The organism is Aquimarina brevivitae (genome assembly GCF_004216895.1).
GTDB classification, from domain to species: domain Bacteria; phylum Bacteroidota; class Bacteroidia; order Flavobacteriales; family Flavobacteriaceae; genus Aquimarina; species Aquimarina brevivitae.
The window spans coordinates 52,945-65,609 of sequence record NZ_SGXE01000007.1 but is presented as its reverse complement, the minus strand read 5'-3'; the positions used below and the strand labels follow the sequence as shown (position 1 = coordinate 65,609).

Genomic DNA, 12,665 nt, shown 5'->3' with positions numbered 1-12,665 from the left:
CATATTTTAATACTGTTTGTCTTGAATTCAATATATAATATGAATAAACTAATAGCATTACTTAGTCTCAGCTTGCTCATAATGAGCTGCCAAAACAGTTCTGAAAAAATTATTTTTTCTTCAAGCCGTAATGGGAATTCGGACATATTTATGATGGATCTCAATGGAGAAAATCAATTAGCACTGACACAAACCGAGGATGAAGAATGGGGTCCTACCTGGATGAATGAAAAAGAGATTAGTTTTTTAAGACAAAATGAAACAGGTATTAAAAGAATACAAATCAATATAAATACGCTTCAAGAAACGGAGCTACCGCATCCAACAAATTGCATTCTGGATGATAAAAACATACTGTATTCGCCATTAAATCAACTACAGCTCTATTCTTGCAAGAATGATATATTTATATATGATCCTGATACCAAACAAATAGAAAATATTACAAAAGACATAGCAGGACAAGCGCGGTATCCCAGTTGGAGTGCTGATGGTCATAACATAGCGTATACAAGCAATCATTTGGGTTCTAATGATGTGTTTTTATACGATGTAAAAACCAAAAATAGCACACAATTAACCGATACTCCTGCGAACAATGAAAGAGGCGAATTATCTGCAGACGGTCAACGGTTGGTGTATAGTTCGGACCAGTTCGAAGAAGGAAATCAGGATATTCTATTACAAGAGTTAAGTACGGGTAATATTATAAATATCACTAAAAGTCCAGGAATGGAACTTATTGCAAGATTTTCTAAGGATGGTAACACCATATGGTATGGAACAAACAAAGATGGAAACTGGGAAATCTATGCCTATGATCTAGCGACAAAGAAGCATACTCGATTAACAAATGAACCAGCATTTGACGGCGACCCACGAATTTTTAAACGGAAGTAAGTATTACTAAACGGTTTATGCCTACAATTACACAAAATCAAATCATATCATTATAAGTACAGTAGTATAGCTAGCCTAGGGTACTAGTCGTCATTCTCCGTTAAGCTTCTGAAAGAAGAAGAGTAGAATCTTCCGCTTATGCTGATGGCTTTACAAAATTATATGGGAACACAATTAATTATGGACTGATTTTTGGTATAGGTGTTGTAATCGCGGGTATTCCGAATATAGAAAGCGTACTAAAAACCATTAAAAAATGAAGAAAGTAAAAGTATTTGTATGGATTGTGTTATGCAGTGCAACCCTGCTTAGTTGTTCATCCTACAGAAAAAGCACAGCGAACTACGGTAATGAATTTAACACTGCACAGGCTGATGCTGAGGTATCCCCAACTAGTGATGCTGCCAATTATTACGATGCCGAAAAAAATATCAAGAAGGTCTTGTTTTCTGCATTTCTTACCTTAAAAGTTAAAGTGCCAGATACTGCTAATGTACACATCGCTAAAATTGCGGAACGCTATGAAGGCTATGTCAATGAAATAGGAACCTACAGAACGATCATACGCGTTAAAAGTGACCGTTTACAAGAGGCCTTAGAGGAGATTGCTGAGCTCGGCAAAGTGCAACGTAAAACACTAGTGGGTAAGGATGTGACCGAACAATATCTGGATTATCAAATACGACTTGAAAATGCAGAGAAGTCCCGGGAGCGGTATCTACAATTATTGGCCAAAGCCGAAGACGTGGAATCCGCAGTGAAAGTTGAAAAAGAGCTCGAACGGTTAAATGAAACGATAGACCTGTTAAAAGGAAAAATGAAAAGGATCAATCATTTATCGGAGTTTTCTACCATCACCATCCGCTTAAAAGAGAAGAAAAAAGCAGGACTTTTAGGGTATGTGGGGCTTGGTTTTTACCACGCGGTTAAATGGTTGTTTGTTAGAAATTAAAACCGAATACAAACGAAATAGGAAAGCGTATATAAAGATACGCTAATGCGAGTTGGTTATCGAAACTATTTCGCGTTAGGGATCGACGCGAAAATCCCGGATGCTGCACGGCAGCAATGGAATTGTAGTCAGAGCCCGCCGCTAAAACCCACGGTTTTAGAGGAACGCCATAAACTTTTAAATTATTTTATTAAGGCTAAAACCAGTTCTTCTTTTTCACAAGAATAATCGTGGCAAAGCTCCGAGATTCAGGTGCTATGCACCGCGGAGTTTGCAAGATGGTTTTTAGCGAAAGCTAAAAAATTCCTATGAAAAAGTGTCCTTTTTTTTGGTTCGTTTCTTTTGGACAAGCAAAAGAAATGAATAACGCTAAAAGTTTCGAATGACAAAGAATTTAATTTGATAATTGAGAGTTTACTTATTATGAATTCACATAAAAGTTCTGAGATTCTAAAAACTTCCTAAAATTTGAACTTAGGTACTCCTATACTCAAAAACTCCCACACTCACTGACTCAAAAACTCACCTGCTAACTACTCAAACGTAATACTCACCGTATCTCTATAGCTGAGTCCAAAGAGGCTGGCAGCTCCACCTACGGTTTTGGGATTGCTTTTATAAATAGCCAGTTCCAGATAGCCCGAGGAGTTAAAGATGGCTAGTTTTTTACCATCTTCTTCGCGCTTACTTTTTTCTACCGTAAAATTGATGGCATCGCTATAGCGATCATAGATGTTTTTAAATACCGCACTGCGGGCTTTGATGGTAAACTGTCTGCCTTTACCCACTTCTTCAAACTGCTTGCGGGTTATGTTGGTGATCAGGTTACCGTAGTTATCAATATAGACCACATTGCCCACAATTTGTTTGTCACCTACATTGACAATAGGGGTGATGCCTTTGATCATTTTCACCGCTTCGATTACCTTGCCTACCACCTCTAGCGTTCCGCCACGGGCGATATGGCAAGCTACGGCAACAAACACATCCAGTACCGGAAAATTGGTATTGATCTTATCGTGTATGTTGATTTCTACGATTTTTTCGGGTTTAAAAGCGGAGGCGATCATAGAGATCAGGCCATTATTGGCACAGATAAAATAGTGCTCATCCAGCTTTACAGCAATGTGCTTATTTTCGGGTGTGAGTTCGCTATCGATCCCGATGATATGGATGCTTCCTTTGGGGAAGCTCTTGTAAGCGTTTTGTATGATGTAGGCGGCTTCTGTAATATGAAAAGGCGAGATCTCGTGCGAGATATCAACAATTGTAGCTTGTGGCAATTCGCTATAAATAGCTCCTTTAACCGCCGCCACAAAGTGATCTTTGACTCCGAAATCAGTGGTTAAAGTGATGATTGGCATATAAATAATTGTTAATATCTTTTGACTGTAAGCCTTTAAAAATATGTAAATTTGTTCTTAGTATAGAGTACTGCTTATCACTACTGGTGTACTGCGATTTTTATAAAGTATGCTTTGATAAAAAACACAGTAATTGTGGTGGTGTAAGCTATCTATGTTGCCGGACTGAATACATTTCAGTACCGCAACAAACTTAAATAATCCTAAAAAGAATTCATACTAAAACTTGTATAGCTTTTGAACGAACTTATAATTGAATTGGCAGAGGTAAATCCCAGAGAGTTTTTTGGACTGGAAAACAATAATATCCAACTGCTTAAAAAATACTTTCCGAAGTTAAAGATTGTCGCGCGTGGTAGTAAAATCAAGGTCTATGGCGAGGAAGAAATGCTCGAAGAATTTGACACCCGATTTAATATGTTACTCGACCATTTTGGTAAATACAACACTATTGATGAAAATGTAATCGAACGGGTATTGACCAGCAATAATAAATCAGACTACGAAACCTCTGCGCAGAGTGGTGAGGTATTGGTACACGGTGTTGGCGGTAAATTGGTGAAAGCCCAAACGGCTAACCAACGTAGATTGGTTGAATCGAGTTATAAAAACGATATGGTGTTTGCGATCGGACCTGCAGGTACCGGTAAAACCTATACCGGTATTGCCTTGGCTGTGCAAGCACTAAAGGATAAGCAAGTTAAGCGTATCATCTTAACACGACCTGCTGTAGAGGCGGGGGAGAATCTTGGGTTTTTACCTGGGGACCTCAAAGAAAAGCTTGATCCATATATGCAACCGCTATACGATGCGCTGCGCGATATGATCCCACACGAAAAATTAGCAAGTCTTATCGAAAAAGGAGTGATCCAAATTGCACCTATGGCATTTATGCGCGGGCGAACCCTGGATAACGCCTTCGTGATACTTGATGAAGCTCAGAACACCACGCACGCACAGATGAAGATGTTCTTAACCCGTATGGGTAGAAACGCTAAGTTTATCATTACCGGAGATCCTGGTCAAATCGACCTGCCTAGACGTGTAACTTCGGGGCTTAAAGAAGCTTTATTAGTGCTAAGAGACGTTAAGGGAATAGGAATCATTCATCTTGATGAGCAAGACGTAATCCGTCATAGTCTGGTGAAAAAGGTCATCGCTGCCTATGCCGAGATTGAGAATAGGAATGGATAGTTGGAGCTCGTGAGTTTGTGAGTGTATGAGTGTGTGAGCGTTCAAATCGTGCCAGGTAGGTTAAATTTAAATCAGTTTTGAAAACAAAGTTCTATTTTAAATTTGAAGATTTACTTATCTATAACAAGGCTATAGCCTTTGGTGAATCGGTGAATGAGCAGATACAACATTTTCCTAGGGAAGAACAGTACCGTTTGGCTACGCAATTTATAAGAGCAGCAGATTCAATCGCACTAAATATAGCAGAGGGTTCTGCAAGTACAGAAGCTCAATTTAATCGTTACCTTCAAAGAGCTTGGGATAGTGCTCATGAATGTGTGGTTTGCAGTACCAAGGCAAGATTAAGAGGGTTTATTACGGAACAGCAAAATGAAAAGAACAGATCGGATATTACAGAATTATCTAAAATGATTACTTCATTTAAAAGGCATTTAAAATCAAAAAAAGTATAATTTTGCTCAGTGACTCAGATACTCAAAGACTAAAAAACTACAATGAACACAATCACAGATACCAATTATAACTTTCCGGGACAACAATCATTATACAAAGGAAAGGTAAGAGAAGTATACAATATCAATGATGAGCAATTAGTGATGATCGCTACGGATCGATTATCAGCCTTTGATGTGGTGATGCCGAGAGGAATCCCATATAAAGGGCAAATCCTGAATCAGATTGCTACCCAAATGATGAAAGCCACAGAAGATTTGGTGCCCAACTGGTTAGTGGCTACACCAGACCCGAATGTTGCAGTAGGTCATTTATGCGAGCCGTTTAAAGTAGAAATGGTCATCCGGGGATATTTGTCTGGCCACGCGGCACGTGAGTATAAAGCAGGGAAAAGAATGCTGTGCGGTGTACCTATGCCAGAGGGTATGCAGGAAAATGATAAATTTCCGCAACCCATAATTACACCATCTACTAAGGCAGATAAAGGAACACATGATGAAGACATTGCCAGAGAAGACATCTTAGCGCAAGGTATCGTGTCTGAAGAAGACTATTTAATTTTGGAAGACTATACTCGTAAGTTATTTCAAAGAGGAACGGAGATTGCAGCGAAACGAGGTTTGATTTTGGTCGATACGAAATATGAATTTGGGAAAACCAAAGAGGGTAAAATTGTATTGATTGATGAGATTCATACACCAGATTCATCGCGTTATTTTTACGCAGAGGGTTATGAAGAACGACAAGAGAAAGGAGAAGCACAAAAACAACTTTCTAAAGAATTTGTACGCCAGTGGTTAATCAGTAATGGATTTCAGGGTAAAGAAGGACAGCAAATCCCTGAAATGACAGATACGTATATTGCTTCCGTATCCGAACGCTACATAGAATTGTATGAAAACATTACAGGATCCAAGTTTGAAAAAGCAGAGGTAACTAATATCGAGCAGCGGATTGAAGACAATGTTGTTGCTTATTTAGGTAAGTAATTCTTATAGGTAAGTAATTCTTAATTTTTGATGCATAACAGTCGCATCTTGCAAAGTTGAGATGTGTATTAGCTGTAGTTTACTAGTTTTTACGGTGTTGAACTAATAGAAAAAAGAGGCTGATCATCAGCCTCTTTTTAATTGTTTCTAGTTAGGACCAGGATACATTCTGCATTCTTCTTCCGCACAATGTACTCCATAATCCGTACAAGGACCAGTGTTCCATATTCTGCATTGCTTTTTACCGCCTTGAACAGTCAATTTTTCAGCTCTGCTGAGTTTTTTTACCCCTACTAAATTTGAAATTTGTTGTAACATAGTTTAAGTTTTAAAAGTATGTGGAGAAGGTAGGTATAATTTATTGCATAGCCTTACGGTAAAACCACGTATTTCAACAGACTCTACTCAGTTCTTACGTTTAAGCTCCTGTCGCCGCATCGGCATTTGATCGATGAGGTTATAAATAGTTTTGGGTGGTGTAGGGTTAAAGTAGGTTGCCTTGACGTCTCCATCCAATCCGATTAAGATGAGTTTAAACTCACTTTGCTCGTTGTTGTATTGTTGATATAAGGGATTACCTTTTATCCGTTTAGTATGGAGTAATCCTTTTTTAAAATCAGATGGCGTAATTTGGTAGACTACCAATTTTCGCTCTTTGAGCGCATTTTGAGAGTCCTTGAATGAAGTTATTTGTTGTTGGAGCGTCGTACTTTCATAAGAATCTGCTATAACTAAAAGTAGCCGATCTTTCCATTGGTGCTTATCTAAGAGTTGTGTATAGCTCATTAGGGGAATAAACAATAATAAAACAAATGATTTCATAGCTATAAAGTACAAAATAAAGGACTAAATAGGGTAATAGTTGCGCAACTAAATGATTACTGTACTTAGATCTTATATGATGCAATCTTGTATGCTTTCAGAACTATAATACATTCTATAAATAGTAGGTGCGTGAAGAGGATCATAGTAGAGAAAAGTTAAATTCATATCGAATAAAGAATCCAATATTTTCTATTCTTATATGTAAGAAAATTCTTATAAAATAATTTAACTGTACTCGTTTAATTTTCTTTTCTAATATTATTAGGGATAATTATTGTTCCACAAATGTTAAGTTTTACATTTTTGTAAATAAATAGGTTTTTAACGTAATTTATATATGGATTATTGATTAAATATCCCCAAAAATCCTTGTTTTAATGATTTTTCGAGCATCTTACCAGTTAGTTTTTCTTTTCCTAATGCTCTTATAATTACCCTGGTTTTAATCAACCAGTGCCTTTTTTTAGCCATACTTTACTAAATCTTCAAAATATTTTTTGCATTTAATCTAATAAATGTGCTTTTTATCGATATATATTTTATATATTGGTATCGGAACTAAAACTGAGTACATAACTTAACCTAAATAAATTCATGCAAAAAAAGAAAATAGTTGTTGCAGAAGATAACTCTACACTATCTATGTTGTTAAAATTTAGATTAGAGAAAGAAGGACACGAGCTATTCATCGCCCCAGATGGTAAACAGGCCCTTGAGTTTATCCAGGAGCACGAACCTAATATGATTATTACCGACATAATGATGCCCTTTGTTAATGGGTTAGAGGTGATCAGCCATGTTCGATTTAAATTAAACAAAGACACTCCGATAATCGTATTCTCTGCTGCTGGACAGGAAGAAATGGTACTCAAAGCATTTAACCTTGGAGCTAATGATTTTATGAGTAAGCCTTTTAGCCCTAATGAGCTAATGATACGGGTAAATAAATTGTTGGATTAAGCCAGTACTGCCCCATAGTATTGACTCTTTAATTCCCCTCAATCTTTATGACCTACTTAACAAAACTAATAGATGAATACAGCCAGCTGCCTTTAATTATTCAGCTAGCTTGGGCTATCAGTGCATTGCTTATTGTAGCCATTATATTTTTGATTATTGCATTGCAAATTTTAAGAAAATCATTAAGAATTAGACATAAAGAAAAGGTTACCTATAAAAAAAGATACGAAGGCAAGCTTATCAACTACTTGTATGGCGGGGGAGTTAGCTCGCTATTAACAGCAGAGCAGCAGCGCTGTATCGAAGAGTTTAAAAACGTAGTGCATCTAAAACACAGAAGAAAAATCATTGTTTCCATTCTTTTTAATCTGATGAATCAGATTACCGGAGAAATGACTGAAGCCATAAAAACTTTTTACTTTAAAACAGGGTTAATTGACAGTGCTATAGATCGACTACATTCTAAAAAATGGCATGTTGTAGCTAAAAGTATTAGTGAGCTTTCTCGATTTAACGTGTGTGAAGCTAAAGATGAGGTAGCCAAATTTATCCATCATCCAAGGCCTGAAGTTCGAACCGAGACGCAATTGTATTTTGTTACCTTATTTAAGTTTGATGGGTTACATTTCTTAGATGAATATCAGGAACCTTTATCCGAATGGGTGCAAATTCAATTGTTAGAAATCTTAAACCAATTCGACGATCAACAGATTTGCGATATCACGCCCTGGTTACAATCCACGAATGACTCAGTGGTTCGGTTTGCCTTAAAGTTAGCCCAGATTTATAATCAATTTGAGGTTAAAGATACCTTGATGGAGCTATTAACGCATCCTACTAAAGATATCCGTCTTAAATCAATTCAGGTATTAACTAGCTTATATGGTATTGAAGCTAAGGAAGTCCTTAAAGCTAATTTTGAAAGCCTGAGCATTGAGGAGCAAATCAGTTTCTTTAAACTATTAGAAAAATTAGTGATGCCAGATGATGAACCTTTTGTGGAAAAACATCTATTCCATAAAAACTTTGAAGTACAGTTATTAGCGGTTAAGATTTTAAAATCACTGAACAAGGATAAGTTTATGGGATTGAGTACGGAGGTATACGAGGATAGTAATCCCAAGATATTAGAATTTGTAAAAAGTATTTAAGAAATGGATACCAGTAGTCTAAATATTATTTTAAAAATTTTGCATTATATCTTCTTTGGATATGCTGTTATGGCTATTTTGTCGTACGTAGTACTTTCTTTTATTTCAGCTAAAGAAACTTTGCTGTACATGAAAAAGAGAAGCTTTGTAAATTATAAGCACATTCTTTCTTCCACTATGGCTCCCCCAATCACCATAATTGCTCCCGCATATAATGAAAGCCTAAATATTGTAGAAAATGTGCGTTCGCTACTTTCTAACCACTATGCCAATTATACTGTTATTATTGTTAATGATGGCAGTAGTGATGATAGTCTCGAAAAATTGATCGCTGCATATGATTTAGAGAAAGTTAATTTTATCATTAATGAAAAAATAAAAACACAACCGATCCGGGCAGGAGTATTTAAGTCCAAAAATCCTGCTTTTGAGAAGTTGATGGTGGTCGATAAAGAAAATGGAGGTAAGGCCGATGCCTTAAATATGGGGCTAAATATAAGCAAGTCTAAGTATGTTGCCTGTATCGACGTAGATTGCCTATTACTGCAGGATGCACTCCAAAAATTAATAAAACCTTTTCTTCAAAATGCCTCTTCAAAAACCATTGCTGCAGGGGGAGTGATTCGTATTGCCAATTCTTGTACTATTAGAGATGGCGAGTTGATCGATATCAAATTACCTAAAAGCTTTTTAGTTCGTTCTCAGATCTTGGAGTATTTACGGGCTTTTTTATTAGGACGTATGGCCTGGAGCCGATTAAATGGATTGTTGGTTATTTCTGGTGCATTCGGGATATTAGATAAAGATATTGCGATCGAAGTAGGCGGATATGATACCAATACCGTAGGTGAAGATATGGAGATTATAGTGCGCATGCGAAGACATATGGAAGAGAAAAATGAGAAATATCGTGTCTCGTACATTCCCGATCCACTTTGCTGGACAGAAGCTCCGGATAGTTATAAGGTGTTTATTTCTCAGCGTAACCGTTGGACGAGAGGAACCATAGAAACCTTAAAAAAACATCGAAAAATTGGATTCAATAGAAACTACGGCTTTTTTGGACTCTTAAGCTATCCGTACTGGTTGATATTCGAACGATTAGCGCCCATAATCGAAACGGTAGGAATCATTTATTTTACCATCTTGGTAATTTTAAGAGAAGTTCGATGGGAGTATGTCTTAGCTTTTATCACCTTGTCGTATTTGTTCTCTATGCTTTTCTCCATACTTGCCATTCTTTCAGAAGAGTTGACATTTAATCAGTATAAGAAGAAAGGAACCGGTTTTAAGCTGATTTTGTTAAGTGCTTTAGAGCCTATCATACTGCACCCCTTTGTTTTATATGCGGCGATTAAAGGGAATTATGACTATTATTTCAATAAGAAAAAGAAGTGGGGAACAATGATTAGAAAGGGTTTAGCCACCAGCTAAGACCATACAAAAGATTAACCAATACTTATGAAGTTTACATTAGATAGCAAATCCATATATCAATATGTCTGTGGCATATTTTCTCTTACTGTGGTATTTTGTATCATTAGTAGTTTTGAAGTCTTGATGTCCAAAGCTACAACAAACGCTACTTTAGCAACATTACTATATAAATTTACCAATGATGTAGTAGCAAGTGTGCTGATAGGAATCCTACTATTTCCGATATATTTTATAGCCAATGCTTTTATTAAAAAGTATGCGTTTACAGTGATTAAGGTCATTTTACTAATTGTGGTATGCATACAGTTTGCGTTGGTTAAATATAGCCTAACGACTTTAATCAATTTAGGTGCAGATCTTTTGGGGTATTCTATGGATGATATCTATAGTACCGTAGCGGCCTCGGAAACGTTTTCGTTACTGTATTTTTTACCCTTTATTGCTTTTCCTGCATTGTGGTTGGTAACCTATTTTTTAACTAAAAAATATGCAGGCGGTAAGCTCTTAACGGGGCTTAACTTTGTTTTGATTGTTTTATTTGGAAGCCTAAAACTAACCATAGGAGAGGTGTCAGAAGATAGCTATCAGAATAAGTTGGTGTTTTTAGCGAATGATATCCTAAAATTTAAATCAGAACGCTGGCAGCACAACAACTATGCACAGTATAAGGATGAATATCCTTTTTTACGGAAGTATGATAAAAAGAAAGATGTGCTTTCTCCTTTTTTTGAGCTTAAAACAGAAAAGCCAAATATCGTAATGCTGATCGTTGAAGGTTTAGGTACGGAATTTACCGGTAATCACACCCATGGTGGATTTACTCCGTATTTAGATAGCCTGAAGAATAAGTCTTTATATTGGGAAAATTTTGTTAGTAATACCGGTCGTACTTTTGGTGTGTTACCATCCTTGTTGGGTTCTTTACCTTATGGCGAGGTAGGTTTTTTAGAAGTGCCTAAAATACCCTCACATATTTCATTGCTTAGTGTCTTAAAAGCAAATGGATATACCACATCATACTATGCGGGAGATAAAACCAGCTTTGACAAAAAAATTAGATTTTTAGAATATCACAATGTGGATCGTATTATTGACGAAGAACGATTCGGACCAGGATACACTAAGACTGCCAATAATACCGAAGGTTTTTCCTGGGGTTACCCGGATGCTGAGATTTTCAGAAAAACACTTGCCTCTTTGGATACGGGTAGCAAGCCTCGACTCGATATCATCATGACATTATCCAATCACGAACCTTTTGCTTTTCCGCAAAAAGAGCAATTTGAGCAAAAAGTAGATAGTTTGGTTAGTGCTCAATCCAACTTTAAATTTTCCGAAGAGGATTTGCGTAACTACAAAGATATCTATACCACCTTATATTATACCGATTCTTCAATTCAGGATTTTATGAAGGCGTATCAAAAACGGCCGGATTTTGAGAATACCATTTTTGTGATTACCGGGGATCATCGATTGATACCGGTAGCTCAAAAAGATAAGTTGTGCCGTTTTCACGTGCCGCTTTATATTTACAGTCCGATGTTAAAAGCACCACAAATGTTTAAATCCGTTTCTTCGCATTGGGATGTAACGCCTAGTTTACTTTCGATGCTGATGAACAATTATCAATTTAGTGCGCTAAATCAAGTAGCGTGGATGGGTAAAGGGTTGGATACCGCTCGTAATTTTAGAAATGTTCATAACATACCTTTAATGCGATACAAAGGCAGTGTCAACGACTATCTGTATCAGGACTTCCTATATTCAGATGGGGAGTTATATAAAATTAAAAAGGATTTTGGAACGTATAAAATTAAAGATGAGGCTATCGCTAGTACAATCAGTGAACTGCTGAAGGACTTTAAACAGAAAAATGCTTATGTAACTCAAAAAGATAGGGTGTACCCAGATTCATTAAATTTCTATGCTGAACCAAGTATCGATTTTTTGGAACAGCAATGGACTGAAATCCATAGTTTAACAGAAGGATTGACGTTTGATCAAGCCTTTGTCATTGCACAAAAAAAAGCTTTTAATAAAGAAGTAAAGGAAGCCAGGCTACTTTGCGATTACATTTTAAACACCTTGCCCAATCATTATGATGCCAGAGCTTTAAAAGCGCGAATGCTGGCCTGGGATGGAGACTATGAAAAGGCCGAAACGGAGTTGGTAAATCTGGTAAAAAGAGCTCCTTTTTATGATGATGGTTACCTGGCGTTATTAGATGTGTATTGGTGGTCCGCTCAAGAACAAAAATCAGAAGCCGTTTATAGAACTGCGTTAAAAAATAATAGAGTCAACCCTAAGATAGGATTTAAAATGGCTAAAGCGTATAGCAGACTCAAGGATACGCTTAGAACCACAATACTTATGGATAGTTTACTCAAAAAAGAACCTGAAAATATGGAATATCAATCCTTTAAAAATACCTTACGATAAT

At 36.7% G+C, this 12,665-nt stretch carries 13 protein-coding genes; 10 read left to right on the top strand and 3 right to left on the bottom strand.

Translation table 11 applies throughout. The features are described from left to right. The first annotated feature begins 39 nt into the window (after positions 1–39). The 3 genes from EV197_RS16225 (at position 40) to EV197_RS16215 (ending at position 2,080) form a co-directional block, all read left to right on the top strand. Entirely contained in the window at positions 40–900 is an 861-nt protein-coding gene (locus EV197_RS16225; protein ID WP_130287858.1) for a TolB family protein, read from the top strand. A gap of 256 nt (positions 901–1,156) precedes the next feature. Continuing rightward, positions 1,157–1,852 carry a DUF4349 domain-containing protein gene (locus tag EV197_RS16220; protein WP_130287857.1) on the top strand — a complete coding sequence of 232 codons (696 nt, stop codon included), beginning with the start codon at positions 1,157–1,159 and terminating at the stop codon, positions 1,850–1,852. A gap of 45 nt (positions 1,853–1,897) precedes the next feature. Continuing rightward, the gene (locus tag EV197_RS16215; RefSeq protein WP_130287856.1) at positions 1,898–2,080 is read left to right on the top strand and encodes a hypothetical protein; all 183 of its coding nucleotides are present in this window, start codon (positions 1,898–1,900) and stop codon (positions 2,078–2,080) included. Positions 2,081–2,385: 305 nt separating this feature from the next. On the opposite strand, the gene EV197_RS16210 is transcribed toward EV197_RS16215, so the two are convergent. Continuing rightward, entirely contained in the window at positions 2,386–3,216 is an 831-nt protein-coding gene (locus EV197_RS16210; protein WP_130287855.1) for an SAM hydrolase/SAM-dependent halogenase family protein, read from the bottom strand. Positions 3,217–3,453: 237 nt separating this feature from the next. Here EV197_RS16210 and EV197_RS16205 point away from each other — a divergent pair, with 237 nt between their 5' ends. The 3 genes from EV197_RS16205 (at position 3,454) to EV197_RS16195 (ending at position 5,852) form a co-directional block, all read left to right on the top strand. Beyond that, positions 3,454–4,410 (top strand): PhoH family protein, encoded by a 957-nt coding sequence (locus tag EV197_RS16205; RefSeq protein WP_130287854.1) that lies wholly within the window; start codon positions 3,454–3,456, stop codon positions 4,408–4,410. Positions 4,411–4,487: 77 nt separating this feature from the next. Further along, positions 4,488–4,862, top strand: coding sequence for a four helix bundle protein (locus EV197_RS16200; protein WP_130287853.1), 375 nt, complete (start codon positions 4,488–4,490; stop codon positions 4,860–4,862). A 42-nt stretch (positions 4,863–4,904) separates the two neighbouring features. Then, positions 4,905–5,852: a phosphoribosylaminoimidazolesuccinocarboxamide synthase gene (locus EV197_RS16195; protein ID WP_130287852.1), complete on the top strand. Its 948-nt coding sequence runs from the start codon at positions 4,905–4,907 to the stop codon at positions 5,850–5,852. A gap of 147 nt (positions 5,853–5,999) precedes the next feature. Here the strand turns inward: EV197_RS16195 and EV197_RS17130 are convergent, their stop codons facing one another. Beyond that, positions 6,000–6,170 (bottom strand): hypothetical protein, encoded by a 171-nt coding sequence (locus EV197_RS17130; RefSeq protein ID WP_165389074.1) that lies wholly within the window; start codon positions 6,168–6,170, stop codon positions 6,000–6,002. A gap of 87 nt (positions 6,171–6,257) precedes the next feature. Beyond that, complete coding sequence (locus EV197_RS16190) at positions 6,258–6,674, bottom strand: DUF4174 domain-containing protein (protein WP_130287851.1); 417 nt, start codon at positions 6,672–6,674, stop codon at positions 6,258–6,260. A 597-nt stretch (positions 6,675–7,271) separates the two neighbouring features. On the opposite strand from EV197_RS16190, the gene EV197_RS16185 reads away from it, so the two are divergent. The 4 genes from EV197_RS16185 to EV197_RS16170 all read left to right on the top strand — a co-directional run bounded on the left by EV197_RS16185 (position 7,272) and on the right by EV197_RS16170 (position 12,664). Next, positions 7,272–7,637 carry a response regulator transcription factor gene (locus EV197_RS16185; protein ID WP_130287850.1) on the top strand — a complete coding sequence of 122 codons (366 nt, stop codon included), beginning with the start codon at positions 7,272–7,274 and terminating at the stop codon, positions 7,635–7,637. Positions 7,638–7,684: 47 nt separating this feature from the next. Next, the gene (locus tag EV197_RS16180) at positions 7,685–8,788 is read left to right on the top strand and encodes a hypothetical protein (protein ID WP_130287849.1); all 1,104 of its coding nucleotides are present in this window, start codon (positions 7,685–7,687) and stop codon (positions 8,786–8,788) included. A gap of 129 nt (positions 8,789–8,917) precedes the next feature. After that, a complete protein-coding gene (locus EV197_RS16175) occupies positions 8,918–10,222 on the top strand; it encodes a glycosyltransferase family 2 protein (RefSeq protein ID WP_242610759.1) in 1,305 nt (434 codons plus the stop codon). Positions 10,223–10,249: 27 nt separating this feature from the next. Continuing rightward, positions 10,250–12,664 carry a sulfatase-like hydrolase/transferase gene (locus tag EV197_RS16170; RefSeq protein WP_130287847.1) on the top strand — a complete coding sequence of 805 codons (2,415 nt, stop codon included), beginning with the start codon at positions 10,250–10,252 and terminating at the stop codon, positions 12,662–12,664. Position 12,665 lies beyond the last annotated feature (1 nt).

What these genes read in the sequence shown, in the direction of transcription:
- EV197_RS16225 (WP_130287858.1), top strand. Translation starts at nt 40, where the DNA reads ATGAATAAACTAATAGCATTACTTAGTCTCAGCTTGCTCATAATGAGC.
- EV197_RS16220 (WP_130287857.1), top strand. Translation starts at nt 1,157, where the DNA reads ATGAAGAAAGTAAAAGTATTTGTATGGATTGTGTTATGCAGTGCAACC.
- EV197_RS16215 (WP_130287856.1), top strand. Translation starts at nt 1,898, where the DNA reads ATGCGAGTTGGTTATCGAAACTATTTCGCGTTAGGGATCGACGCGAAA.
- EV197_RS16210 (WP_130287855.1), bottom strand. Translation starts at nt 3,216, where the DNA reads ATGCCAATCATCACTTTAACCACTGATTTCGGAGTCAAAGATCACTTT.
- EV197_RS16195 (WP_130287852.1), top strand. Translation starts at nt 4,905, where the DNA reads ATGAACACAATCACAGATACCAATTATAACTTTCCGGGACAACAATCA.
- EV197_RS17130 (WP_165389074.1), bottom strand. Translation starts at nt 6,170, where the DNA reads ATGTTACAACAAATTTCAAATTTAGTAGGGGTAAAAAAACTCAGCAGA.
- EV197_RS16190 (WP_130287851.1), bottom strand. Translation starts at nt 6,674, where the DNA reads ATGAAATCATTTGTTTTATTATTGTTTATTCCCCTAATGAGCTATACA.
- EV197_RS16185 (WP_130287850.1), top strand. Translation starts at nt 7,272, where the DNA reads ATGCAAAAAAAGAAAATAGTTGTTGCAGAAGATAACTCTACACTATCT.
- EV197_RS16180 (WP_130287849.1), top strand. Translation starts at nt 7,685, where the DNA reads ATGACCTACTTAACAAAACTAATAGATGAATACAGCCAGCTGCCTTTA.
- EV197_RS16175 (WP_242610759.1), top strand. Translation starts at nt 8,918, where the DNA reads ATGAAAAAGAGAAGCTTTGTAAATTATAAGCACATTCTTTCTTCCACT.
- EV197_RS16170 (WP_130287847.1), top strand. Translation starts at nt 10,250, where the DNA reads ATGAAGTTTACATTAGATAGCAAATCCATATATCAATATGTCTGTGGC.